The sequence below is a fragment of the Xanthomonas hortorum pv. pelargonii genome (genome assembly GCF_024499015.1).
Taxonomy (GTDB): domain Bacteria; phylum Pseudomonadota; class Gammaproteobacteria; order Xanthomonadales; family Xanthomonadaceae; genus Xanthomonas; species Xanthomonas hortorum_B.
Window position 1 is genome coordinate 2,061,808 of record NZ_CP098604.1, and the last position, 25,946, is coordinate 2,087,753.

General features: G+C 66.6%; 20 protein-coding genes. 7 read left to right on the forward strand and 13 right to left on the reverse strand.

What is annotated here, in order from left to right:
- Positions 1 to 37 precede the first annotated feature (37 nt).
- A complete protein-coding gene (locus tag NDY25_RS09230; RefSeq protein WP_251755010.1) occupies positions 38 to 949 on the forward strand; it encodes an EF-hand domain-containing protein in 912 nt (303 codons plus the stop codon).
- Positions 950 to 1,092: 143 nt separating this feature from the next.
- Positions 1,093 to 3,432 (forward strand): TonB-dependent hemoglobin/transferrin/lactoferrin family receptor, encoded by a 2,340-nt coding sequence (locus NDY25_RS09235; RefSeq protein ID WP_168957463.1) that lies wholly within the window; start codon positions 1,093 to 1,095, stop codon positions 3,430 to 3,432.
- 90 nt (positions 3,433 to 3,522) lie between these two features.
- Here the strand turns inward: NDY25_RS09235 and mgtE are convergent, their stop codons facing one another.
- Entirely contained in the window at positions 3,523 to 4,890 is a 1,368-nt protein-coding gene (gene mgtE / locus NDY25_RS09240; RefSeq protein ID WP_168957464.1) for a magnesium transporter, read from the reverse strand.
- Positions 4,891 to 5,191: 301 nt separating this feature from the next.
- Between mgtE and NDY25_RS09245 the strand changes: the two genes are divergently transcribed.
- Positions 5,192 to 7,003, forward strand: a complete 1,812-nt coding sequence (locus tag NDY25_RS09245; protein WP_168957465.1) for a monovalent cation:proton antiporter-2 (CPA2) family protein — start codon at positions 5,192 to 5,194, stop codon at positions 7,001 to 7,003.
- 135 nt (positions 7,004 to 7,138) lie between these two features.
- On the opposite strand, the gene zwf is transcribed toward NDY25_RS09245, so the two are convergent.
- From zwf to NDY25_RS09265, 5 genes are all read right to left on the reverse strand, one after another.
- A complete protein-coding gene (zwf, locus tag NDY25_RS09250; RefSeq protein WP_168957466.1) occupies positions 7,139 to 8,965 on the reverse strand; it encodes a glucose-6-phosphate dehydrogenase in 1,827 nt (608 codons plus the stop codon).
- Positions 8,962 to 10,761, reverse strand: coding sequence for a glycoside hydrolase family 15 protein (locus NDY25_RS09255; protein WP_256627894.1), 1,800 nt, complete (start codon positions 10,759 to 10,761; stop codon positions 8,962 to 8,964). The genes zwf and NDY25_RS09255 overlap by 4 nt, the downstream gene beginning before the upstream one ends.
- 130 nt (positions 10,762 to 10,891) lie before the next feature.
- Positions 10,892 to 11,227 carry a YecR family lipoprotein gene (gene yecR, locus NDY25_RS23125; RefSeq protein WP_425526350.1) on the reverse strand — a complete coding sequence of 112 codons (336 nt, stop codon included), beginning with the start codon at positions 11,225 to 11,227 and terminating at the stop codon, positions 10,892 to 10,894.
- 67 nt (positions 11,228 to 11,294) lie between these two features.
- A complete protein-coding gene (locus NDY25_RS09260; protein ID WP_168957469.1) occupies positions 11,295 to 14,615 on the reverse strand; it encodes an ankyrin repeat domain-containing protein in 3,321 nt (1,106 codons plus the stop codon).
- On the reverse strand, positions 14,608 to 14,868 hold the full coding sequence (locus tag NDY25_RS09265) for a YcgL domain-containing protein (RefSeq protein ID WP_115040239.1): 261 nt from the start codon (positions 14,866 to 14,868) through the stop codon (positions 14,608 to 14,610). Before NDY25_RS09265 ends, NDY25_RS09260 begins: the two co-directional genes overlap by 8 nt.
- A 218-nt stretch (positions 14,869 to 15,086) precedes the next feature.
- Here NDY25_RS09265 and NDY25_RS09270 point away from each other — a divergent pair, with 218 nt between their 5' ends.
- The 4 genes from NDY25_RS09270 to NDY25_RS09285 are packed head-to-tail and all read left to right on the forward strand — an operon-like array spanning position 15,087 to position 19,493.
- Complete coding sequence (locus NDY25_RS09270; RefSeq protein ID WP_168957470.1) at positions 15,087 to 16,283, forward strand: beta-ketoacyl-[acyl-carrier-protein] synthase family protein; 1,197 nt, start codon at positions 15,087 to 15,089, stop codon at positions 16,281 to 16,283.
- Positions 16,283 to 17,056, forward strand: a complete 774-nt coding sequence (locus NDY25_RS09275) for a beta-ketoacyl synthase chain length factor (protein WP_168957471.1) — start codon at positions 16,283 to 16,285, stop codon at positions 17,054 to 17,056. The genes NDY25_RS09270 and NDY25_RS09275 overlap by 1 nt, the downstream gene beginning before the upstream one ends.
- Entirely contained in the window at positions 17,053 to 17,874 is an 822-nt protein-coding gene (locus tag NDY25_RS09280) for a glycosyltransferase family 2 protein (protein WP_168957472.1), read from the forward strand. The genes NDY25_RS09275 and NDY25_RS09280 overlap by 4 nt, the downstream gene beginning before the upstream one ends.
- A complete protein-coding gene (locus NDY25_RS09285; protein ID WP_168957473.1) occupies positions 17,871 to 19,493 on the forward strand; it encodes an NAD(P)/FAD-dependent oxidoreductase in 1,623 nt (540 codons plus the stop codon). The genes NDY25_RS09280 and NDY25_RS09285 overlap by 4 nt, the downstream gene beginning before the upstream one ends.
- A gap of 726 nt (positions 19,494 to 20,219) precedes the next feature.
- Here the strand turns inward: NDY25_RS09285 and fabG are convergent.
- The 7 genes from fabG to NDY25_RS09320 all read right to left on the reverse strand — a co-directional run bounded on the left by fabG (position 20,220) and on the right by NDY25_RS09320 (position 25,937).
- On the reverse strand, positions 20,220 to 20,957 hold the full coding sequence (gene fabG / locus NDY25_RS09290) for a 3-oxoacyl-ACP reductase FabG (protein WP_168957474.1): 738 nt from the start codon (positions 20,955 to 20,957) through the stop codon (positions 20,220 to 20,222).
- Positions 20,958 to 21,127: 170 nt separating this feature from the next.
- Positions 21,128 to 21,568: a hotdog family protein gene (locus tag NDY25_RS09295; protein WP_256627895.1), complete on the reverse strand. Its 441-nt coding sequence runs from the start codon at positions 21,566 to 21,568 to the stop codon at positions 21,128 to 21,130.
- A complete protein-coding gene (locus NDY25_RS09300; RefSeq protein ID WP_168957476.1) occupies positions 21,555 to 23,921 on the reverse strand; it encodes an MMPL family transporter in 2,367 nt (788 codons plus the stop codon). The genes NDY25_RS09295 and NDY25_RS09300 overlap by 14 nt, the downstream gene beginning before the upstream one ends.
- Positions 23,911 to 24,171, reverse strand: coding sequence for a hypothetical protein (locus tag NDY25_RS09305; protein ID WP_256627896.1), 261 nt, complete (start codon positions 24,169 to 24,171; stop codon positions 23,911 to 23,913). The genes NDY25_RS09300 and NDY25_RS09305 overlap by 11 nt, the downstream gene beginning before the upstream one ends.
- Positions 24,168 to 24,815 (reverse strand): LolA-related protein, encoded by a 648-nt coding sequence (locus NDY25_RS09310; protein WP_168957478.1) that lies wholly within the window; start codon positions 24,813 to 24,815, stop codon positions 24,168 to 24,170. Before NDY25_RS09310 ends, NDY25_RS09305 begins: the two co-directional genes overlap by 4 nt.
- Positions 24,739 to 25,713: a lysophospholipid acyltransferase family protein gene (locus NDY25_RS09315; RefSeq protein WP_006451932.1), complete on the reverse strand. Its 975-nt coding sequence runs from the start codon at positions 25,711 to 25,713 to the stop codon at positions 24,739 to 24,741. The genes NDY25_RS09310 and NDY25_RS09315 overlap by 77 nt, the downstream gene beginning before the upstream one ends.
- Positions 25,710 to 25,937, reverse strand: a complete 228-nt coding sequence (locus NDY25_RS09320; RefSeq protein WP_233366340.1) for an ApeI family dehydratase — start codon at positions 25,935 to 25,937, stop codon at positions 25,710 to 25,712. Before NDY25_RS09320 ends, NDY25_RS09315 begins: the two co-directional genes overlap by 4 nt.
- Between the last annotated feature and the right edge of the window lie 9 nt (positions 25,938 to 25,946).

Below are 25,946 nucleotides of genomic sequence, written 5' to 3' on the forward strand. Positions count from 1 at the left end.
ACGGCCCGGCACCGTTTTCCCCATCAAGAGGCAATCCATGAACACTGGCTCCCTGGCCGGCGCGTGCCTGTGCGCGCTGCTGCTTCCTGCTACCGCACTCGCCCAGTCCGCGCCGCGCCCGCTGCTCGGCGGCCACGGCAACAACGTGCAGGCCTTCATCACCCAGCATGACGACGACCGCGACGGCCGCATTACCGCCGCCGATTTTGCGAACTTCCGCCGCAGCCGCTTCGATGCCACCGACCGCAACCACGACGGCACGGTCGACGAGGACGAATACGTGAGTGAGTTTCGCGAACGCCGCCAGCGTGCGCTGGAGCAGGAACGCAGCGCGCAGGCCGCACAAGGCAAGACCCGCTTTGCGGCATTGGATGCCGATGGCAACGGGCAGGTCTCGCGTGCCGAATTCGACGCGGCAGGTGCGCAGGACTGGGCGCGCGGACAGGCGGCGTTGAAGGCCGCTGCCAAGGCTGGGTCGGGCGACACAACGGCCGCCTTCGACCGCGATGGCGGCCGTCCCGGCATGCCCGACAGCGGCTCGGCCGAGGGCTTTCTCGCGCTGTACGACGAGAACGGCGATGGCAAGGTGGGCGAGGCGGAATACGCAGACCTGCGCAAGGCGCAGTTCGCCGGTGCCGACGGCGACCGCAACGGTGCGCTTTCGCTGGACGAGTACAGAGTCGAATTCGAAGACCGCCTCAACCGCCGCCTCACCGCGCTCGAACTGGCCGACGACCGCCAGGTGCATGTGCGCTTCACCGTGCTCGACACCGACAAGAACAAGCGCATGAACTTCGCCGAGTACCAGGCCTCTGGCCTGCGCACCTTCGCCCGCGTCGACCGCAATCACGACGGCGTGGTCGATGCCAGCGACGCCGCGTTGCCGCCGCCGGCACCGGCACCTGCAACTGCGCCAGCGCCGGCCGCCACCCCGGCTCGCGCCGACTGACTTTCCTGCCGCGGGCCTCGATGCCCGCAGCGCCCGGCCCGCCACTGGCGGGCCCCACCCAGCCACGCGGCCATGCCATGCCGCCCGCAGCCAGGTCCGCGCCTTACCGCGCCCATTCCTCTTTCCTGACTGTGGATCCCACGATGACCTCGACACCGACCCTGCTGGCCCTGGCGATCGCCGCCGGCCTGGCCTTCCCGCTGCATGCCGAACAGGCACCCGCCGACGCCACCACCTTCGACCCGGTGGAAGTGAAGGCCGCACGCGACAAGCGCGCCTCCACCAACCAGAACGTCACCACCCTCGACACCGCGCAACTGCAGCAGGAACAAGCGGAAAGCATGGAGGACCTGGTGCGCTACATCCCCGGCGTGAGCATCGCCGACATGGGCCGCTTCGGCGAAAACGGCTTCAACATCCGCGGCCTGGAAGGCGACCGCGTGGCGATGACCATCGATGGCCTGTCGATGGCCGAAGGCGTGGAGACCGCGCGCGACTACGAGTTCTTCCGCGCCGGCCGCGGCGGCGTGGACGTGGATTCGCTCAAGAGCGTGGATATCGTCAAGGGTGCCGATTCCATCAGTGCCGGCAGCGGCGCGCTCGGCGGCGCGGTGGTGTTCACCACCAAGGATCCCTACGACTACCTCAAGGCGCAGGGCAACGACAGCTATGTCGGCCTGAAAACCGGCTACACCGGCCACAACGACCAACTGCTCGGCAATATCACCGTGGCCAACCGCACCGGCATCGTCGAATCGATGCTGACCTACACCCGCCGCGAGGGCCACGAGTCGGAGGGCTGGTATTCCAGCACCGAGATCGACACCGGCAGCGCGCGGCGCACGCCCGACCCGATCGACAGCGAAAGCGACAACGTGCTGGCCAAGCTCGACGTGGTGCCCAACGCGCAGCACCGCTTCGGCGTGGTCTACGAACGCAACCGCTCGCAGAACCGGGTCGACAACCTGAGCCGCGTCAGCGCGCCCAGCTACGCCGAGCGCATCGGCGAGGACAGCAACGACCGTGACCGCTACGGCCTGCGCTACATCTGGAACGCAAACAACGCGCTGTTCGACACCCTCGAAGCGCAGCTGGACCGCCAGCAGACCGAGAGCCGCGGCACCACTCGCATTCTTACCCAGAGCGGCACCTCGAGCACCCCGGCCACGGCCGCCACCACCCGCTGCACGGTGGCGTTGCCCTGCCGCCGTGCCGAAGACCGCGACACCGAGCAGACCCTGGACCGCATCGCGGTCGACTTCGACAAGCTGGTGCATGGCAACGGCTGGTCGCAATCACTGCTGTATGGCGCCGCCTGGCAGCGCCGCAGCATCGATTTCAGCGCGATCGACTACCGCTGGAACAACGCCGGCACGCTGGACACTGCCACCGTCGACCCGGCGCAGGTGCCCAAGACCAATGCCGACACCTGGAGCGTTTACCTGCGCGACCGCATCGGCCTGCTCGACGATCGTCTGCAGCTCACCCTGGGTGCGCGCTACGACCATTACCGCTACGCACCGACGCTGTCGCCCACCTTCACCGATACCACCGGCACGGTGCGCGAGGTGAGCTTCGCCGCACCGACCTGGCAGGCCGGCATCAGCTACGCCGTCACCCCGCAGCAGACACTGTGGTTCCAGGCCGGGCGCGGCTTCCGTGCACCGACCACCGCCGAGATGTACGCCCCGACCAGCATCACCGCGCTGACCGAGGTCGCCACCGGCAACACCGTCAACGTACCGACCGTGGCCGCCAATCCCGCGCTCGACGCCGAGCGCAGCCTCAACCTGGAACTGGGCTGGCGCTGGGAGAGCGACTGGGCGCGCGTGGGCCTGTCGGTGTTCCGCGACCGCTACGACGACTTCATCCAGAGCGAGACCGTCACCGCCAACGCCGGCACGTTCTACCAGACCTGTACCCGCGGCGTGTGCACCACGCGCAACGGCTACGCCTACACCACGCTGCTCAATGTCGGCCAGGTCGAGGTCAAGGGCGTGGAACTGGATGCGCAATTCAAGCTGGGCGATGTCTGGCTGCTGCGCGCGGCATGGACCCATAACCAGGGCGAGCTGGAAGACGGCCGCCCGCTGGACAGCATCAATCCGGATCGCGGCGTGCTCGGCCTGAGCTGGCAGGGGTTGGACGAGCGCCTGCGCATCACCGCCAACATCACCCACGCCCTGGCCAAGAAAGCCAAGGACGTCAATGTGGAGAACGATATCTTCGGCGTCCCGGCCGAGCCGTTCCTCAGCGACGCCTACAGCGTGGTCGATCTATTCGGCAGCTATCGCTTCAACACGCATGTGCGCGTCAATCTGGGCGTGTACAACCTGTTCGACGAGCGCTATTCGCAATGGGCGCGCATCCGCAATGTCACCCGTGGCGATTTCTATCTGTACGGCTATGCCACCGACGACGGTATCGGCCGCTACAGCGAACCTGGCCGCAATGTGCGTGCCACGTTGTACGTAAACTTCTGACCGGCGCTCGCCGCCCCGCATCGCTGCACGGCCTGCCGTGCAGCGATGCGGAATGGACCAAGCAATACGGCCTGCCATCACCTCTCCGCGCTACAACAACGTGCCGCTGAGGATCGCGGCGGCAATGCTGAAATAAATCACCAGCCCGGTGACATCCACCAAGGTGGCCACGAACGGCGCCGAGGCGCTGGCCGGATCGAAGCCCAGCCGTTGCAGCACGAACGGCAGCATCGAGCCGGACAGCGAACCGAAGGTGACGATGCCGATCAGCGCCGCGCCGATGGTCAGCGCCACCATCTGCCAGTGCGGGCCATAGTCGTACAGGCCGGCGGTCTGCCAGATGGTGATGCGCACGATCGCCAGCAGGCCCAGGATCGTGCCCAGGGTGAGGCCGGTGGGCAGCTCGCGCAGCGCCACTTTCCACCAATCGCCCAGGCGGATTTCGCGCAAGGCCAGCGAGCGGATCAGCAGCGAGGTGGCCTGCGAGCCGGAGTTGCCGCCCGAGCTCATGATCAGCGGAATGAACAGGGTCAGCACCACCGCCTTGGACAGCTCGTCCTCGAAGTGCTGCATCGCGCTGGCGGTGAGCATTTCACCCAGGAACAGCACGCTCAACCAGCCGGCGCGCTTCTTGATCATCTGGCCAAACCCGATCTGCATGTAGGGCTTGTCGAGTGCTTCCATGCCGCCGAACTTGTGCACGTCTTCGGTGGATTCGGCGATCAATGCATCCAGCACATCGTCCACGGTGACGATGCCGAGTATGTGGCCGTGCGCATCCACCACCGGGATGGCCAACAAGTCATGGCGACGGATCAGCCGTGCGACTTCCTCCTGGTCCAGCGCCGGGTCCACCGTGACCGGCGGGTTGACCTGCGCCACCTCCAGGATCGGCGCGTCGTCTGCGCCGGTGATCAGCCGGCGCATGGTCACCACCTGCGTGAGCACGCGGCTGTGCGGGTCCAGCAGATAGATCGCATAGACCGTCTCGCGGCTGCGCTCCACCTCGCGGATGTGCTGCAGGGTGCGGCCCACCGTCCAGTCGGCCGGCACCGCCACGAACTCGGTGGTCATCAGCGCACCGGCGGTGTTGGGCGGGTAACGCATCAAGGCCTGAATCGACAGCCGCGCCTCGGCACTGAGCAGCCACAGCAGCGGCGCGCGCTGCTCGGCGTCCAGGCCGTGGAAAATGTCGGTGGCGCGGTCGTCGGCCATCTGCCCGAGCAAGGAGGCGGCCTGTTCGGCCGGCAGTTGCGCCACCAATGCGCTGGCATCGTGCAGCTCGGGTTGTTCGAGCAGTTTCACCGCACGCGGTTGCGGCAGCGCGGCCAGCACCTGGGCCGCATCGTCGCGGTCGAGGGTGTTGAGATATTCCACCGCATCGGCCGTGTTGCGCTCGGCCAGGGGTGCGATCAAGGCGTTGACGCCTTGGGCAAGGCGCAGGGTTTCGTTGTACATAGGGTTCGCCTGGTGACGACCGTCGTCGATGACAGCCGGCGAACCCAAAGCCTCAGGCGCGCGCCAGCTGGGTCATCGACCCGGGTCTAGGGTGACTGTCGCTGGACATGAGAAAGGCTCCGAGAAGTGCGTACCGACCGGTGATCCGGGCGGCGGCGGGGCGCAGTCTGCGCGCCTGAGCCGGCTTGGTCAATGGCTCCCACGAAGGTGGCCGCTGCGCATTGCCTGCGACTCCGGCACGTCGGTGCCAGCTGGTCAGCCGCAGTGCGCGGCATAATGCGCACCTCAACGGAGAGTGCGCATGCATAGCGGCGGTCTGGAACTGGCTCTGGTGCTGATGCTGGCCGCCATCGTGGCGGTGCCGGTGTTCAAGCGCTTCGGGTTGGGTGCGGTGTTGGCCTATCTGGTCGCCGGTGTGGTGCTCGGGCCCGACGGCGTGGGCGTGGTGCAGGATGCCGAACGCATCAGCGGCGCAGCCGAAATCGGTGTGGTGATGCTGCTGTTCGTGATCGGCCTGGAACTGTCGCCGTCGCGGTTGAAGGTCATGCGCCATTCGGTGTTCGGCGCCGGCGCCACCCAGGTGGTGGTGACCACGCTGATCCTGGGCGGCTTGCTGATGCTCGGCAATCTGGGCTGGAAGAGCGCATTGATCGTCGGCGTGGCGCTGGCGTTGTCGTCCACCGCGGTGGGCCTGCAGCTGCTGGCCGAACGCAAGGCGCTCAGTAGCGACTACGGGCGCCTGGCGTTCGCCATTTTGCTGTTTCAGGATCTGATCGCCATCCCATTGCTGGCGGCGATTCCGTTGCTGGGCGGCAGCAAGAACGCCACGCTGGAATGGCCGGACGTGGCCAGGGCGGTCGCGGCATTGGCGCTGGTCATTCTGTGCGGGCGCTTCGTGCTGCGCTATCTGTTCAACATGGTGGCGCGCACCCGCATGCCGGAAGTGTTCACCGCCAGCGCCTTGCTGGTGGTGCTGGGCACCGCCTGGATCATGCAGGAAGCCGGATTGAGCGCCAGCCTGGGCGCGTTTTTGGCCGGCGTGCTGCTGGCCGATTCGGAATTCCGCCACGAGCTCGAATCGCAGATCGAACCGTTCGAAGGCCTGCTGCTCGGCTTGTTCTTCATCTCGGTGGGCATGGGCATCGATCTGAACCGGGTGGTCGCCGAGCCGTGGCTGATCGCCAGCGGCGTGGCGATCCTGCTGGTGGTGAAGTTCTCACTGCTGGTCGGCATCGGCACGGTGGCCAAGCTGCCGTTGCGCAGCAGCCTGATGCTGGGCAGCGTGTTGTGGCTGGGCGGCGAGTTCGCGTTTGTGGTGTTCAACGAAGCCGATCGCGTCGGCTTGCTGGAGCGCGCCAACCACGATCGCCTGGTGGCCATTGTCGGTGTGTCGATGGCGCTCACGCCGGTGTTGCTGCTCGGCATGCAGCGCATCCTCAACGGACCATTGCGGACACGTGCACCCAAGTCAGAGCGCCCGTTCGACACCATCGATACGCAGACGCCCAAGGTGCTGGTGGCCGGCATGGGCCGCTTCGGCCAGATCGTGGCGCGCTTGCTCACCGCCCGGCACGTGCCGTTCGTGGCGCTGGAGCACAACCCCGACACCGTGGATGACATGCGCAGTTTCGGCAGCCAGGTGTACTACGGCGATCCGACCCGGCCGGAAATGCTGCGCGCCGCCGGTGCCGACCGCATCAAGGTGTTCGTGATCGCGATGGACGATGCGGAAACCAATATCAAGACGGTGCGGCTGATCCGCCGTCTGTATCCGCAAGCCACCGTGCTGGCGCGTGCACGCAATCGCCAGCACGCCTGGAAATTGATGGACCTGGGCGCCGAACCGTTCCGCGAAGTGTTCGCCTCCAGCCTGGAACTGGGCGAGCGCATGTTGACCTCGCTCGGCCTGAGCGAGGCAGTCGCCAAGGATCACGTCAAACGGTTCCGCCAGCACGACGAAGAGTTGCTGCATCGCCAGCACCTGGTCTATGACGACGAGGTCAAGGTGGTGCAGACCGCACGCGATGCGCGCGCGGATCTGATGAATCTGTTCGAAGCCGACGTCAAGGCCGATGTCGATGGCGAGGCTGCGCCCACCACCCAGGATCGTTGAGCTTTGCGTAGGAGCGCGCTTGCGCGCGATGAGGCGTTACCGGTAACGCCTCATCGCGCGCAAGCGCGCTCCTACGGGATTTTCTGCACACACAGCCGCCGCACGATCGCGGCGGCTGCATGTTGATCGCATCACTCAGCTGCGCGGTGTGCGCACTGCGGTCTTGCTGGCCGGCTTCTTCGCTGCGCTTTTGCCAGCCGCAGCTTTGCTCACGGTCTTCGCTGCTGCTTTTGCGACCTTCTTCGTCGCGCGCTTGGTGACGGATGTCTTTGCCACCTTGCCGTGCGAACCGGCTGCGCCTTGAGCGGATTTTGCAGCAGGTGCGGCGGCACGCTTGGGTGTCGCCTTGCTCGCTTTCTTCGCGGTCTTCTTGGTGGCTTTCTTGACCGGCGTTGCAGCGCTGCTGCGTGCTTCCGGTCCGCGGCGCGGCGGTGGCTTGCGGCCCGGGGTGAGCGCGCGCCAGGCGTGCCCGCCATTCATCGCCAGCAATGCATCGGCAGCCGACGGGCCGGCGCTGCCTGCGGCGTAATTGGGGAAGTCGCTTGGCGGTTGTTTCCAGGCATCCAGGATCGGCTGCACGATGCGCCAGGCGGCTTCCACCATGGCCGCATCCTGGAACAGGCCGGCCTCGCCTTTCATGCAGTCCTGCAGCAGGCGCTCGTAGCCCACCGTGTATTCCTTGGGAAACCAGTCGCGGTAGCGGAAGTCCATGCGCACCGGTGCCAGCGCGACCTGCGCGCCCGGGCGCTTGACGTCGAACTGCAGCGAGATGCCCTCGTCGGGCTGGATGTGCAGCACCAGCCAGTCGGGGCCATACCCGCCCACTTCGGTACTGCGAAACGGTGCCAGCGGCGCAGGCTTGAAGCGGATTGCGATCTCGGTGGTGCGCTCGCGCAGCCGCTTGCCGGTGCGCAGGTAGAACGGCACGCCGGCCCAGCGCCAGGTGTCGACCTGCAGCTTCATCGCCACATAGGTTTCGGTTTCCGAATCCTCCGGCACGGTGTCTTCTTCGCGATACCCCGGTACCGCGCTGCGGCTCACCGCGCCGGAGGCATATTGGCCGCGTACCACGTCTTCGGGCTTGATCGGGCGCACCGCTTCGATCACTTCGGCGCGGCGGCGGTGCATGGCTTCGGTGGTGAAGGCGGCCGGCGGTTCCATCGCAATCATCGCCAGCAACTGGAACAGATGATTCGGCACCATGTCGCGCAAACAACCGGTGGGATCGTAGAAACGTCCGCGGCCTTCCACACCGATGGTTTCGGCGGCGGTGATCTGCACATGATCGATGCGGTCGCGATTCCACACCGGCTCGAACAAGCCATTGGCAAAACGGAACGCCAGGATGTTCTGCACGGTTTCCTTGCCGAGGAAATGGTCGATGCGGAACACCTGATCCTCGTGCAACACGCGGGCGACGGTGGCGTTGAGCGCGACGGCGCTGGGCAGATCGTGGCCGAACGGTTTTTCCACGATCACCCGCCGCCAGCCCTGGCCCTCGCGCTGTTTGACCAGCCCGGCTTCGCCCAGATTGAGCAGCACCGGCTCGAAGAAACGTGCGGCGGTGGCGAGATAGAACAGCACATTGCCCTGGGTGCCGTAGCGCTTGTGCAGTTTCTCCAACACGCCATCCAGCGCTTGATAGGCACCTAAATCGGTGAAATCGCCGCGCAGATAATGCATGCGCTCGCGTAGCCACTCCCAGGTATCGGTGTCGAATTCATCGGTCTGGAATTCGGCATCGCGACTGCTGAGCAGCTCGGTCATCGACTGACCCATCATCGTGCGCCACGAACGCTCGCTGATATCGCCGTGGTCCATGCCGACGATGGCGAACTGCTCGCCCAACGCACCCGCCCGGCGCAGGTTGTACAGCGCCGGCATCACCAGGCGCTTGGTCAGATCGCCGCGTGCGCCCAGCACCACGATGATGCACGGCGGGGTGGTCTCTTGCTCATTCATGGACGTGTTTCCTTTTCGCCCATGCGTCCGTGCAGGCGCAATGCCGCATTGACCAGGGCCACGTGGGAATACCCTTGCGGGAAGTTGCCAAGCATGCGTTTGCTGCGCGGGTCGTACTCTTCGGCGAGCAGGCCCACGTCGTTGCACAATCCAAGCAGGCGCTCGAGCAACACGCGCGCCTGCTCGGTGCGCCCGAGCAATGCATAGTTTTCCACCAGCCAGAAGCTGCAGGCAAGAAAAGTGCCCTCGCCGGCCGGCAGGCCATCGGCGCTGTCGTCGGCACGATAGCGCTCGACCAATCCATCGATGGTCAGATCGCGTGCGATGGCATCGGCGGTGGCGGCGATGCGCGGATCCTCCGGCGGCAAAAATCCCACGATCGGAATCAGCAGCAGCGAGGCGTCCAGGCGGTCGGAGCCATAGCTCTGCACGAAGTGGCCATCCGGGTGCACGCCGTTTTCCAGCACTTCGGCGCGGATTTCCTCGGCAAGCCTGCCCCAATGTGCGCGTTTTTCTGCGTCGGCATTGGTGATGCCATCGCGCGCGCCACAATCGAACGCCAGCCAGGCCATCACTTTGGAATGTACGAAATGACGGCGCTCGTCGCGGATTTCCCAGATGCCTTCATCGGGCAGGCGCCACAGGTCTTCGAGCGTATCCAGGATCTTTTCCAGCAGCGATGCCGACGAGCCATCGTCATCGGACGGCGGCGCCACGCCCTTCTCGCGCGCGTAATGGAACGCGCCGATCAACTCGCCATACACGTCGAGCTGGAACTGATCCACCGCGCCATTGCCGATGCGTACCGGGCCGGAGTTTTCGTAGCCGGGCAGCCAATCCGCTTCCCATTCCTGCAGCCGGCGCTCGCCGGCGATGCCGTACAGCGCCTGCAACTGATCCGGCGAACCGGCGATGGTGCGTTGCACCCAGTCGCGAAACGCAGAGGCTTCATCGCGATAGCCGGCCTGCAACAACGCGATCAGCGTGAACACCGAATCGCGCAGCCAGCAGTAGCGATAATCCCAGTTACGGGTGCCGCCCAGATGCTCGGGCAGCGAGGCGGTGGGCGCGGCGACAATGCCACCGGTGGGCAGGTAACTCAGTCCCTTCAACACCACCAGCGAACGCCGCACCTGCTCGGTCCACGGACCGACATCGGTACAGCGACGTGCCCAGCCATGCCAGAACGCGGTGGTCCGTTGCAGCGCCTGTTCCGGATCGATCGCCGCCGGCGTGGGCTGATGCGACAGGCCGTGGCTGAGCAGAAACCAGGTGCTCTCGCCCTGACGCAGCGTGAAGTCGGCCTCGGTGCCCAGGTCCTCGCCGTGCAGCTGCTGCGGCGAGCGCAACGCGAGCTGGTCGGGGCCGGCGATGGCGCGAATGCCGCCCTCGATGCCGGTGACCCACGGCACCGTACGGCCATAGTTGAAGCGAAAGGTCAGCCGCATGTGCATCGGCACTTCGCCCTGCACGCAACGCACGATCCGCACCAGATGTTGGTGGCTGTCGTCCTCATCGCTGGCAACCATGAAGTCGACCAGTTCCACCGTGCCGGTGTCGGTACGCATGCGTGTGCACAACACCAGACTGTCGTCTTCGTAAGCGCGTTCGCTGCGGAATGCGGCGACCGGCGACAACGCCCATTGCCCGTGTTGCTCATCGCCCAGCAGAGATGCGAAAAACGCATCGGAATCGAAACGTGGCAGACACAGCCAGTCGATGGTGCCGCAGTGGTCGACCAGGGCCGCGCTGTGGCAATTGCCCAGCATGGCGTGGTCTTCGATACGCACGCTCATCGTAGAGGCGCTTCCTTCGTGCGAGGGAACACCCAGTCTTGCACGCGCAGTGTCGGGATCGGGTTACGACTGCGCCGGCAGACGCAGCAACGGTGGCACCGCGTGTTCCAGGCGACGGATCAGTGCCTAGCTATTTTTGTTGATCGCCCGGAGCTCCGAGGCATTGGTAAGCCACGGTGACTTGCCTACCGCCGCAGTTGCCAAATCCCCGCCGCGATAAACACGTACTTTCTTCTGAACCAAAGGACTCTGCGCCCTTGTAACCCCAGGCTGCGCACTTTTGTGCGGCTAAATCTTGAGCTTTTTGGTCGTCATAAGATACCCGCTGAAATTCGTTTCGCTCGTAGGAGAGCTTGATAACCCCGTCAGACCGACTAGCGCCTGTGACGAGAAGCTCTCTCTTTGTCGCACATCCGGTGACAACGAGCACGAAAAATACAGATGTCATCAAAAGCATCAAACGCATTTCTTTCCCCTGATGTTTTTTCAGGAAAATTTAACATGCGCCACTTCTTATGCGCCGCCGCGCTGGCTCAGCGGCCTTCGCGCAGGAAGCGCGCCATCGAGGAGACACCCGGCAAGGCGGGCTCGAACTGGCCGGCCACATCGATGAAGCCGCGCATGATCGCGATCTCGCGCGGGGTGCGGTTGAGCGCGTCGCGGCGGTCGCCATCGGCGCCGGCACGCAACAGGCGCTGCACCAGCAAGGGCAAGCCGTGCAGTGCGGCCAGATGTAACGGACCAAAGCCGCGTTGATCGGCCACATCCAGCGAGACGTCTTCGTCGAGCAGGCGGTCGACGCCGGCCAGTACCACTTGTTCGTCGCAGGCGGTACCCGGTTCGGCGCGCGCGCCCAGCAACAGCAGCAACGGGCTGACCCGGCCACCGGCCAGATACTCGGGGTCCGCGCCGGCCAGCAGCAAGGTGTCCAGCAAGGCCAGCAGGCGGCTCTTGTCGCGCGCGGTGAAGCCATACAGTGCGGCGCAATGCAGCGGCGCCAGTCCTTGATCGTCGGTGGCGTGCACGTCGGCCGCCGCGGTGAGCAGGCGCGCCACGATATCCGGCAGGCCCAGCGCGCAGGCCAGCATCAGCACGGTGACGCCGCCGGGCAGGCGATGCTCGATCTGCGCACCGGCCTGCAGCAACGCGGCCACGATCTCGGTCTGACGCATGCTCACCGCTGCCGACAACGGCGTGGCGCCGCTGTTGGCCGCGCGTTGCGGATCGGCGCCGCGCCCGAGCAGATGCGCCACCACGCCGAGATGGCCGCCACCGGCGGCGCGCAACAGCGCGGTGCAGCCTTGCGCGTCGATCGCATCGACCGGCAGGCCGAGATCGATCAGGCGCCGCACCGCATCGGTGTCGCCGGTCATGGCCGCAGCCGGCACATCGGCTTCGCGCAGCGTGCGGTGCGGCAGCGACCAGATGCGCCAGTCCAGCCAATCGGCCAGATCGCGGCGACCGATCGACAGCGCCACGCCCAGCGGGGTCTGCCCGTCGGCCGCGCGCGCTTCCGGCGAGGCGCCCTGTTTGACCAGCAATTTGAGCGAGGCTTCGCGGCCCAGCGCGGTGGCCAGATGCAGCGCAGTCATGCCGTGGCTGTCGCGTGCCTCGCGGTCCACGCCGTGTTCCAGCAACCACTGTTGCAGGCGCAGCCAGCCCAGCCGCACCGCAAGCGACAACGGCGGGTCGCCGGCCGCCGACGCGGCGAACGGGTCGGCGCCGCGTTCGAGCAATTCCAGCGCGAACTGTTCCAGCCCGCGCGATGCCGCATCGTGCTGCACGCAGGCACTGAGCAGGCGCGTCAGGCCGCCGGCGCCGGCCGGCGAGACGCCATGGCGCAGCAACGCCTGCAATGCCGGCACCGCCTCCACACCACGCGAGAGCAGCGCAAACATGGGCACATCGCCGCAGGCATCGCGCACGTCGGCATCGGCGCCGTGGCGGAGCAGCCAGTCCACGGCCTCTGCGTTCAAGGCCAGATGCGCATCGTGCAACAGGCCGCCGAGTTCTTCCGGGCCGCACAGCCTGGCCAATGCGTCCAGGCCGTCGCGTTGACCGAACTGCAGGCCTTCGCGCAACAGCACCAAGGGCGGGCGATCGGGCAGCACCGCAACGCCGGGGGTATCGCCGTGTCCATCGCTGACGGCGGCCGGCAGCGGATACGCAGGATCGAGCAATTGCACGATCGCCCAGCGCCCGGCTTCGGCGGCCACATCCACTGCGCGACGGCCGTGTGCATCGGCGCTGTCGGCCGGCACCTGCAGATCGAGCAGGCGCCGGATCAAGGCCGGCGACACGCGGTCGGTGGCGCAGGCCAGCATCACTGCATTGCGGCCGTCGCCATCGATGGCCAGTACATCGGCCTTGCGTGCGACCAGGCGTTCGAGCACGCCGCTGCGTGCCTGCCGCGCCGCGTCCAGCCATGGCGTGCGGCCGAGCAGATCGCGCGCTTCCAGATTGGCACCGGCCGACAATAACGCTTCGACGATATCGCCATGCCCGGCCAACGCGGCTTCGTGCAAGGCGCTGCGGCGCTGGCGGTCGCGCGCATCCACGCGCGCCTTGTGCTTGAGCAGCAACTGCACGCCGGCCGGGTCGTCTTCCTCGGTGCCGGCGGCGGCCAGCAGCACCGGCGCGCCACCTTCCGGTTCGGAATGCGCGCCGCGTTCCAGCAGAAACTTGGCCAGCCGCCAGTTGCCGACCTGGCAGGCCATCGCCAGCGGCGAATGGCCTTCATTATTGAGCGCGTCGAGTTCGGCGGCGGCATCGCGCAGCAGCGCGGCCACGCCCGGGTCGGAACTGCGCACGGCGTGGTGCAGCGGCGTGTTGCCGTCGTTGTCGGTGGCACGCGGGTCGGCGCCGTTGGCCAGCAGCGTCATCACCGCGTCGGGGCGGCCATGCCAGCTGTCGCGCGTGGCGGCCAGCAAGGGCGTCATGCCGCGATGCGGTTGATTGACGTCGACGCGGCGCACGATCAGCTCGCGCAGCAGGCGCAGATCCGGCAACACCGCGGCCAGCGCGGGCAGGCTGCGTTGATCGCGCCATTCCGGCAGCGGCATCGCCTGCGGATCGGCGCCGGCCTCCAGCAGCTGCAGCGCGCGGTCCACGCGTCCACTGCGCGCGGCTTCGAACAATTCCGGCACCAGCTGATGCTGGGCCACCGGCTCCAACGGGCGCGGTTCGGCCGCGGCTTCGGAGAAGAAATCGGCGGCCTGCCGGGCCACCAGGGTGTCGCTGCGTGCCGGCGCGGCGGTGCGTTGCAGCAGCAGATGGGCCGCCGGCAACAGCACGCTGGCGGCGATCGCCAGACTCCAGCGCAAGCTGTTCGACAACCAGCCCGGCCAGGCCAGCGCCACGGCCAGCGTGCACATCGCCAGCACCAGTGCAGCGGCCAGCAGGCCACGCCAGGCATGCAATTCCTGCGTGGCCAGCGCGTGCCACCGCGGCGCCAGGGCGCCGCCATCGCGCTCGACCTCGCCCCACAGCGGCCAGGTGCGCCATAGCCCGAGCAGCGCGGCGCTGACCGCAACGCTCAGCGCTAACGCGGCGGCCAGGCTGCCGCTATCGCGCAAGGCAGTCAGCGGCCAGGTGATCAAGGCCGCAAGGGCCAACAGACCGACGCCCCAGATCGCCAGCAGCGGCGGCAGCGCCTGCGCGATCGCACGCGGCTGGCTCGGCAATGCGCGCGTGCCACGCGCCCACGACACCGCCAGCGCGAACGCCGGCTGCGCCAGCCACAGCGTCACCGCCGCAACGCTGCCGCCAACGCCGCCCAGCAACGACAACACCACCCCGGCAGCGCCGGCCAGCGCTGCGGCGCGCCACCGCGCGGCACGCGTGGCCTCAGTCATAGTCGCACTCGCCCGCCAGCACCACCGTCTTGGGCAGTTGCAGGTAGAAGCCGTGCTTGCTGAGCGCTTCGCGCACCGTGGTCACGTCGGCTTGCGCCAGGCGGCGCTGCGGCGTCAACGCCACCTCCAGCACGAACGCGAACGGCGCCAGTTGCGCGTGCACGGCGGCGGGAAGACCGGAGAAGTCGTCACGCATGGCGAGATAGACGAAGGTGTCCTGCTTGCGTTGGCTTTTATAGACGTAGGCGTGCATGCGCGCGTGGTCGCGCTCGTTTTAGAAGTGTGTCGCAGGATTGTGTCCCAATTGCGCCCATGGCGAAAGCGCGGCCGTTGCGAAAAATCCCAGCAGCGTCAGCGACATGACCGACACGTTCAGTTGCGCCATCGACGGGCCGCGGACACACCATCGATATACTGAGCACACTTTTTGCCAGCCAGACCACCGTGAGCCACGCGCAGCATTCGTCCCAGATGGCCCCGGTCGCCGTCACCGCTTTCACTTCCACCACCGCGCTCGGCGCCGGGCTCCACGCCCAGGCCGCCGCCCTGACAGCCCGCCGCAGCGGTATGCGTCGCAACGATTTCGGCCCGCAACCGCTGCCGTGCTGGATCGGCCGCGTCGACGGCGTGGAAGACGTCGTGTTGCCCGAATCCCTGCAAGGCTGGGACTGCCGCAACAATCGCCTGGCCTGGCTGGCCCTGCAGCAGGACGGCATGGCGGCTGCCGTGCAGGCGGCCGCGCAGCGCTACGGCGCCGAACGCGTGGCGGTGATCATCGGCACCTCCACCTCCAGCATCGGTGCCAGCGAAGAGGCCTATACGCGCCTGGTCGAAGATAGCGAGGGCGCGCGTTTTCCGGATGACTTGAATCGCCCGATCGTGCACACCCCGCATTCGCTGGGCGACTTCGTGCAGCACGCCACCGGCCTGCGCGGCCCCTGCATGACCGTGGCCACGGCGTGCTCGTCCAGCGCCAAGGTGTTCGCCCAGGCGGCGCGCCTGATCGACGCCGGGGTGGTCGACGCAGCCTTGGTCGGCGGCGTGGACACCTTGTGCGGCAGCGTGCTGTTCGGCTTCAACTCGCTGCAGGTGGTGGCGCCGGAGCTGTGCCAGCCGTTCGATGCGCGCCGGGTCGGCCTGAGCCTGGGCGAGGCCGGCGGCTTTGCCATGCTCGAACGCCCCGCCGCCGCACCGGACGCGGCGTTGTGGCTGTACGGCTATGGCGAATCCAGCGACGCGCACCATATGTCCGCCCCGCATCCGCAAGGCCTGGGCGCGCAGTTGGCGATGCGCGGCGCGCTCGAACGCGCCGGCCTGGAGCCGGCAGCGGTGGGCTATCTGAATCTGCATGGCACCGCCACGCCGGCCAACGACAGCGTGGAAGCGGCCGCGGTGGCGGCGATCTTTCCCGGCACGCTGCACGCCAGTTCGACCAAGGCCTGGACCGGCCACACCCTGGGCGCAGCCGGCATCGTGGAATCGGTGATCGCGCTGCTGGCGCTGCGCGATGGCGTGCTGCCGGGCACGCTCAACAGCGACGTGCCCGACCCCGCCTGCGGCCCGCAGATCCGTTTCGACAACGCCCATTCCAAGATCGATTACGCCATGAACAACTCCTTCGGTTTTGGCGGCAACAACTGCTCGCTGCTGTTCGGGCGGGCCCGCTGATGCTGGCTGCCACCATCGAAGGCATCGGTTTCTGGACCCAGGGGCTGCCCAACTGGGAGGCCGCCATTGCCCTCGTGCACGGCGGCGCGCTGCAGGAGACCACGGCACGCCCGGCGCCGCAGTTGCTGGCCGCCAACGAGCGCCGCCGCGCACCAGACACGGTGGCGGTGTCGCTGGAAGCCGCACTGGCCGCCTGCACCGCCGCCGGCCGCGATCCGGCCAGCCTGCCGTCGATCTTCACCTCCACGTACGGCGATATGGCCATCTCCGATTACATGTGCACCACCCTGGCCAGCGACCCATCGGCGATCTCGCCAACCAAGTTCCACAATTCGGTGCACAGCGCCGCGGCCGGCTACTGGACCATCGGCGCCGGGGCGATGACTCCGACCACGGCGATCAGCGCCAGCCGGGCCAGCTTCGCGCAGGGTCTGCTGGAAGCGCTGGTACAGCGCGCCGCCGGCATGGACGCGGTGCTGCTGGCCGGCTACGACGCCCGCTCGGTCGGGCCGCTGGGCCGGGTCGCACCCAGCCAGGGGTTGCTCGGCGGCGCGCTGGTGCTGGGCGCGCCCGGCCAGGCCGGCAAGCTGCAGCTGCGGGCGCGGCTGGACGACGGCACGCCTTCGCCGGGCGAGGGTCCGCTGTCGCGGCAGGTCGCCAGCAACGCGATGGCGCCGATGCTGCCGCTGTTCGACCTGCTGGCCGCCGACAGCGACAGCGTGGCGCTGTACGCCGGCCCGGGCCGGGTACTGCGCGTGGAGATCCAGCGATGAGCCGGCAGCCATTGAGCCGCGAAGACACCGCGATCCTGGTGCCGGCCTTGAACGAATCGCTGCGCATCCGCGAAGTGGTCAACGATGCGCTCACCTATTGCTCCAACGTGATCGTGATCGACGACGGCTCCGACGATGGCACCGCCGATTGCATCGCCGATCTGCCGATCACCTTGATCCGTCATCCGCAGCGCTTGGGCAAGGGCGCCGCGTTGCGTAGCGGTTTTGCGCAAGCCCAGCGCCTGGGCATGCGCGCGGTGATGACCATGGACGGCGATGGGCAGCATAAAGCGGCAGATTTCCCACGTCTGTTGGCCGCGGCCAACCGCCATCCCGGTTGCGTGATCGTCGGCGCACGCATGCGCAAGCGCGCCACCCAGCCCACCATCCGCCGCATCGGCAACGATTTCGGCGACTGGGGCATTGCCTGGGCCTGCGGCTTCCAGCTGGTCGACAGCCAGAGCGGCCAACGCCTGTATCCGGCCTCGGTGTTCACCTTGCCCAATGTGCCCGGCGAAGGCTTCGTGTTCGAAGCGCAATTGCTGATTTCCGCCGCACGCCAAGCCGGCGCGCGCGTGGTCGCGGTGCCGATCGAAACCCGCTACGCCGGCACCTCGCCAGGCACGTTTCGCAAGAGCCACTTCCGCCTAGTGCGCGATCTGTGGGAAATCACCTCGCATGTGGTCGCCCAGGCCTGGAACTACGGGCATATCTGGCGCGAATACCGCCGCGTGCGCGCCAACCCGGTGCTGATCGACGACGCTGACGGCGAGTTTGCTACTGTTTCATCGGTCACCAAGAGCAAGCCATCCCCATGAATGCACAGCGCGCAGATGTCGTGATCACCGGTGGTGGCCTGGCCGGCCTGAGTCTGGCGCTGCAGTTGCGCCAACGCGATCCCGCGCTGGCGATCACCGTGCTGGAACGGCGCGCCCACCCCGTGCGCGAAGCCGCGTTCAAGGTCGGCGAATCCACGGTGGAAATCGGCGCGCATTATTTCGCCGACGTGCTGGGCCTGCGCGAGCATCTGGAGACCGAGCAGATCCGCAAGTTCGGCTTCCGCTTTTTCTTTTCCGACAAGCGCCAGGATATCGACCGTTGCACCGAGCTGGGCGTCAGCCAGATCCTGCCGACGCCGTCGTGGCAGATCGACCGCGGCCGCTTCGAAAATTTCCTCGGCGAGCGCGCCCGCGCGCAGGGCATCACCTTTGTCGACAGCTGCAGCGTCAAGGGCGTGGATCTGGCCGATGACGACAGCGACCACGCCGTGCGCTACGAGCGCGCCGGCGAGGCTGGCACGCTGAGCGCACGCTGGGTGGTGGATGCCAGCGGCCGCGCCGGCCTGCTCAAGCGCAAACTCGGCCTGGCGCAGGACAACGCGCACGACGCCAATGCAGTGTGGTGGCGCGTGGAAGGCCTGATTGATCCCAATGGCTGGTCGCAGGACAGCAGCTGGCTGCAGCGCTGCACGCCGCCGGACCGCTGGCGCTCGACCAATCACATGTGCGGGCCGGGCTACTGGTTCTGGTTGATTCCGCTCTCCTCCGGTGCGCATTCGCTGGGCATCGTCTGCGATGCGGCCATGCACCCGCTGGAGACCATGAACACCCACGAGAAGGCGATGACCTGGCTGCGCACGCATCAGCCGCAGGTCGCCGCCACGCTCGACAAGGCCGACTACCGGCTGCAGGACTTCCTGTTCCTGCGCAACTTCTCGTATGGCTGCAAGCAGGTGTTCTCGCCGCAGCGCTGGGCACTGACCGGCGAAGCAGGCTTGTTCCTGGACCCGTTCTATTCGCCCGGCAGCGACTTCATTGCGATCTCCAATACCTACATCTGCGAACTGATCGGCCGCGATCGCGCCGGCAAGTCGCTCAGCCCGCACGCGGAGCTGTATCAGCAACTGTATTTCTCGTTCTACGAAAACACCCTGGCCCTGTATCAGGATCAGTACGCGTTGTTCGGCGATGCGCAGGTGATGCCGGTCAAGGTGATCTGGGATTACACCTATTACTGGTCATTGCTGGCGCCGCTGTTCTGCAGCGGACGCATCGCGGATCTGAGTTTGCTCGCACGCATGAAGACCGACTTCCGGTACGCGCGCGACATCAATCTGGCGATGCAACGCGTGCTGCACGACTGGGGCCAGCACAACAGCGAACAAGGTATCGCCACCGGCGACGGACGACTGCTGGATCAATATCTGATCGGTTGGTTCAACGAACTCAATGGCGCCTTGCACGACACGCTGGACAACGAAGCCTTTGCCGCACGCATCCACAGCAACATCGCGCGCATGGCGGTGCTGGCGCGCGAGATTCTGCTGCAGGCACGTCAACGCCATCCCGCACTGCCGGATCACGGCCTGGACGCGTTGACCATCAACGCCATCGGCGAGCCGATCCTTACCGCCGCCTGGTACGCCGACGCGGCGTGAGCTTGCTCGAACGCGCCGGCAACGGCGCTTTTTGATTGATACGCGCTTTCTCAACCTTCGCGTGGTGCACGCGAAGGAGCCGATCAGACCGCACCTCAGTGGATGGCTGCACGGCATGCACTGCTCGCAACCTTGCACACCGACCATCTCGACGGGTCCTTGCACGTCCACCGTCGCGGGACCTTACGCGGCATGGATGCCGCGTAAGAGCCTACATGGACGTACTTGCGGCGTGTCCCGCGATGGTGGGCGGGCAAGGGCCCTGCAGCCAGGCCGCAGATTAGCCGCTCTACACCAGACGTATCCGCACCGTTCAATTACCTCTCAAGGCGACCGAGATGTTGAACTTCAGCGCAGTCTGGATGTTCCAAGCCGAGCGGGTCGAGGGCGCGATGCCCTCACCGCCTGCGGGACACGCCGTGAATCCATCCCTGGAGGCTAGGTGGCGGCATCCATGCCGCCACACGGTCCCGCAATCGGCGAGGACACCGCACCAGACAGTTTGCTGATTGCTTTATTGAGCACGGGACACGGGGCCAGCCAGTTTGCTGGATGCTTGTTGAAAACTCCGCACACCGATCAACTCGACTGGTCCTTGTCCGCCCACCGTCGCGGGACCTTACGCGGCATGGATGCTGCGTAAGAGCTTACAAGGACGTACTTGCAGCGTGTCCCGCGAGGGTGGGCGGGCAAGGGCCCTGCAGCAAACCAGCAGATCAGCCGCTCTCAGCCCATCCCGCCATTGATGCCGATGACCTGGCCGTTGATGTAACCGGCCGCTTCCGAACACAGGAATGCGACCAATGCTGCGACTTCGTCGGGCTTGCCGACGCGCCCTGCCGGCACCAGTTGCTTGATCACCTCCGGCGCGAAACTCTCGCCGACCATCTCGCTTTCGATCACACCCGGCGCGACCACGTTGACGGCGATGCCGCGGCTGGCCATCTCGCGCGACAGCGATTTGCTGGCGCCGTGCAAGGCGGCCTTGGCGGCGGCATAGTTGGTCTGCCCGCGATTGCCCAGCACCGCCGCCACCGACGACACGCTGACGATGCGGCCCCAGCGCGTACGCGCCATCGGCAGCAGCAGCGGCTGGGTGACGTTGAAGAAGCCGTGCAACGAGACATCGATGACCCGATGCCACTGCTCGGCGCTCATGCCCGCCATCGGTGCATCGTCATGGATGCCGGCGTTATTGACCACGATCTGGATCGGGCCGCCCTCCAGCAGGCTTGCCAGCGCCACCGCACTGGCCTGCGCATCGGCCACATCGAACGCCACCGCCTGTGCGCTGCCGCCGTCGGCCACGATCGCTGCGACCACTTCATCGGCGCGGGCGATATTGCGATTGGCGTGCACGATCACGTGCCGGCCTTGCGCAGCCAACTGACGGCAGATCGCACCGCCAAGATCACCGCTACCGCCGGTGACCAGGGCCCGGCGCTGTGGAATGGATGTGCTCATGGAAGCCTCGATGAAAGCCGCAGAAACGACGGCGGAAAGAGCCTCATCCTAACGACTCGCAGCAAGCGCAGGAATAGATCGCCCGCATTTTGATCACCTACCTTCTGTAGGAGCGCGCTTGCGCGCGATGTGGCTTTATCGGTAACGCTTCATCGCGCGCAAGCGCGCTCCTACGAGGCATGCGCCGCACCCAGCATCACCGTGGCACGTCCTTCGGCGAGCAACTGGTCCTGATGCATCAAGTGGAAGCTGTATTGCTGGCTATCCTCTCCCTGCATCAACACCTGCGCCTCGCAAACGATCGCATCCGGCAACTCGTCCAGATGGGCCACGTGCAATTCCACCGCACGCAACGCCACCAACATGCCCGGGCGCACCGGCTTGCCCGATTCCCGGCCGAGCAAGCCGCCATGCACGGCCATGGCCTGCGCGCCGTATTCGCACAGATGCAGCGCACGCAGGCGGCCATTGGCACGCAGCGGATGCGTATCGCTACGATGCACTTCACTGCGCAACACGATGCGCTGCGCATCCCACTCCACCACTGCTTCCCACAGGCACATGCTGCCCTGGTGCGGAATCAGCGCGGCAATTGCCTCACGTCCCTGCATGCGGCTCTCCGTTCTTTGTACGTTCCAGCGCCGGCTCCCGCGACACCAGCAAGGCCAGAATGAAATTGAACAACACCCCCAGCGCCACCGTGCTGCCGATCGCACGCAATACCGGAATGCTGGACGCGGCCAAGAGCGCGAACACCAGCAAGGTCATCAGACTGCAGACGATCAATGCATGCAGCGTGCGCAGCTGATCGGCATGATCGTCGCCGGCGTGGTCGAAGAACAACGCGTAATCCAGGCCCAGGCCGGCCGCCAGGATCAGCGCGATCAGATGGAACAGGTTGAGCTCCACCCCCATGCCGCGCAGGATCGCCAGGATCAGCACCGTGGTCAGCGCCATCGGCAGCAATACGCGCACGATCCGGCGCGGGCTGCGCAGCGCGATCGCCACCGTCACCGCCAGCAGCAGCGCGGCCAGCACCAGCGCGCCGAGCACACGCCCGCGATACGCCGCCACCAGGGATTCGGACGCGTCCTTCAGATCCAGCAACTGCGCGCCGCTGCCTTGCACGGCGGCAGCCAGTACCGCCGGATCGCGCAAGCCGGTCAACGACACCAGGGCGGTGCTGCGATCGCCATGCCCCAACAGCAGCCCACCGACCGAGGTCGCCAGCGGCGAGCCGGCCAGGTCCTTCGGCAACAGTGGGGCGACCTGCTTGGCAGCGTCCAGATCCTGCAGGAATGGCGCAAATGCATCGCTGCGGAACGGCGTGGCGGCTACTGCGCTGTCGGTCAGCGCGCGGGCTTGCGCGGCATCCGGCAACGCTGCCTGACGAGCGCGCTGGGTCTTGGCGCTGGGCAGATAGCGTGCGGCCATGTCGTAGCCGGTCAGCGTGCCCTCTCGCACCAGCGCTTCCAGGCGCGGCCGCAATTGCTCGCTGGCCTGCAACGCCGCCTCATCGTTCGCTGCGGGCAGCGCGAGGACGTAACGCACATCGGGGGCACCCAGTTCCTGTCGCAACTGCGTGTCCTGCGCCAATGCCTTAGGTGGCACCGGGGTCAATTTCGACAGATCGTTCTGCCAGAACTGCCCCGGCGCAAACACGATCACCGCGATGCCGATCACGGCAATCACCGCAAGACTGATGCGCGGCCGCGGCAAGCGCGCGATGCCACGCCAGAGCGCGGCGAGCATGCGCGAATCGGCATAGTCGCGCGGCGCCGGGTCGATCAACGACGGCAACAGCCAACGTGTGGTGATGGCGGCGGTGGCCAGCCCGGCGATGGTGAACACCGCCAACTGGCGCAAACCATCCACCCCGGAAAACAGGAAGGTCACGTAGGCAATGCAGGTGGAGACCACGCCGGTGGCCAGCGTCGGCCACAGATGGCGCGCGTTGTCGCGCGGATCCAGCCCCGGGCGCTGATGACTGAACAGGTGAATCGGGTAATCCTGCACCACGCCGATCAGGGTGAACCCGAACGCCACGGTGATCCCGTGCACGCCATCGAACAGCAACGCCACCGCACCCAAGCCGGCCAGACCCGCGCTCGCCAATGGCAGCACGCCGAGCACCGGAATCTTCCAGCTGCGATAGGCGACCAGCAGCAACAGCACCAGCCCCACCGTATCCAGCGTGCCGATCCATTGCGCCTCGCCCTGCGTGCGCGCGGTGATTTCCACCGCAAACGCGCCGGGGCCGGTCAAAACGAGTGTTGTTGAGGTGCCCTTGCTGACCTTGGCAAACGCCGCTTGCACCGCGTCGTACGCCAGTTGCTGGCCGGTGGGATCGAACCCGGCTGCGCGCGTCTGCACGATCAGCAACGCCGAGGTACCGGCGCGGTCGAACCACACCTCGTTACGCGTCTGCGGCGCGGCGGCAGGTTGCAGGGTTTCTGCAAGATGCAGGATTTCCAGCGTGGGATCGCGCGGCAGCAACGGCTCCACCATCGCGGCCGCAGGCGAGCCAAGATCCTGCACGCGCGCCTGCAATGCCGCTTGCAAGGTCTGTCCATCCAGCGGGGTTTTATCGAAGCTGTCGCTGAGCAGATAGCGATACGGCAGCAAGCGCTCGGGGATCGCATCCAACCCGGCATTGCCGCCGTTGCCGACCAGCTCGAACAGCTCTGGCTGTGCGGCCAAGGCCTGCTGCAGTGCCTGCGACTGCGCGGCCAGCGTGGCCGTATCGCTGTTGGACAGCGACATCAACAACAGGCGCGAGCCGGGTCCTTCGCCGAGTTCTTCGATCAGCAGCTTCTGCGCGGGCGTGCGCGGGGCGGGCATGAATTTCCGCAAGTCACCGGTGACTTTCAGCGTCTCGCTCAACCAGAAGCCGGCGACTGCCAGCAAGGCCAGCCACAGCAGCGCAAGGCCGATGCGGCGGTTTGCATTCAATTTAAGCGCCATGCGAAAGCCTCACTGCGCCAGCGGAACGTCCACCGGCCGCGCGCGCGGCATCCAGCTTCAGTGACGCTTTCTTTCTGCTGAGGGCGGGCTGCAACGGCGCTTTGTTTTTTCTGAGGGCGGGCTGCAGTGACGCGTTCTTTCTGTTGAAGGCGTGCAGCACCGGCGCCTCTAATTTGCCGAAGGCGGTCGCTTTTTCCTTGCTAAGCGCGTGTCCCGGCTGCGCACGCAACACCCACACGCGATGGATCACGCGCCCGACCCATGGCACAGCGTGGTCAGCGCCGCCGCATCGGTCACGCTTGCAGCATCACGCGCCGCACCAGCCAGCAGCGTGCGTTGCGCATCGCCCTTGGCCGGCAAGCTCTCGATGCAACGCAGCTCATCGTTGCGTCCGTACAGATGCAACTCGCGCGCCTGCTTTGCCACGGCGGCGTCCTTGGGCTGCAGCGTCAGTTGCCAGGCCTGCGGCTGGCCCTGCCCACTGACGCGGTACTGCTGCTCCAGCAGCGCGCGGTCGCCGGCCAGCAACGCGCCGAAGCCGGACTTCAAACCGGCCAGTTCGGGCACACGGCTCAGCGAAAAACGCCGTGGCGCTTTGCCTTCGCGTTCCAGCACGCCTTCGTTGCCTTTCAGCGTGGTGGTTTCGCGATATGGCGCGCTGACCTCACGCACCAAGGTCTGTGCGTCCGGGCGGCGGTAATGGCCCTGCACGCGCAACGGTGTCTTCAGCAGGGCCGAGCCACGCAGTTCGACGAACTCGGTACTGACCGGTGCGGGGCGTGCCAGGCGCTGCAGCACCTGGCCGACGTCCAGCGTCTCAGGCGGTGCGGCGCATAGCGGTGCGGCGCTGAACAGCAGTATCAGCATCCACGGCAGGGTGCGGCACATCGGCATGGTGGGTGTTCCAGAAATCGTAGAAGTTGAACCAGTTGTACGGCGCGTAGCGTGTGTAATGTTCCAGCCTGGCCGCGTAATCGCGCATGAGTACCGCCAGCACCGGCGCACGCTGGCGACGCGGCACGTCCAGGCCTTCGCTGAAGGTCTCGAACGCCAGCTCGTAATGATTGCCGCCGCGATACAGGCCGAACGCCAGCACCACCGGCACCTTGAGCGCCGCGGCGATCAGCCACGGCGAGGTCGGGAACATCGCATTGCGGCCGAGGAACATCGCCGGCAACGCCGGGTCGCCCTCGCGCGGGCGATCGATCAGCAACGCGACCAGCGCACCGGCGTCGGTGGCGTCCTTGATCGCCATGACGATCGAGGTCGCATCCATGCCGGCGTCGATGATGTTGGCGGCCAGTTGCGGATTCAGCGCACCCAGCAGGTCGGTCATGGCGCGGTTATGCGCCTTGTCCAGCACCACCTTGACCTGCACGTCGGGGCGTTCGGTGGCCAGCACGCGCAGCGCATCGAAGCTGCCCAGATGCGAGCCGAAGATCAGCACGCCGCGGCCGCGATCCATCTGCGTGTGCAGCTGATCCAGGCCGGTGATGTCGACCTGGAAGCGCTGCATCTGCCCGCACAGCATGTACACGCGGTCCAGGATCGTCGAGGCGAAGGTATGGATATGCCGCGCCACATCGCGCAGCGTGGCCGGGCGATCGAGCACACGCGCCAGATAGGCACGCGAGGCACTGCGCTCGGGCGCACGCACCAGCAGGAAGTACAGCGTGATCGGGTACAGCAGCGCGCGTGCCACCGAGCGCCCGGCGTACCGGGCGATGCCGCGGATCAGCCACAACGCAAAACGTCCGCCGCCTTCCGGGCGCTGTTTCCACTGGCTGTTCATGGCGCCGCCTCCGCGACCAGCTCGCCGCTGACCAGCAGTTCGTCGGCGCGCTGCACGCGAAAGCGCCAACGCGGGCCAGCGCCGTCCAGTGTCACCGACGCGGTCTGGCCGGGCAGCAACGGCTGCACGAACTTCACCTGCGGCAAGCGCATTGCGGCACGTGGGCCATGCGCGGCTTCCACCGCCTGCAGCACGTGATCGAGGACGACCACGCCGGGTACCACGGGGCGACC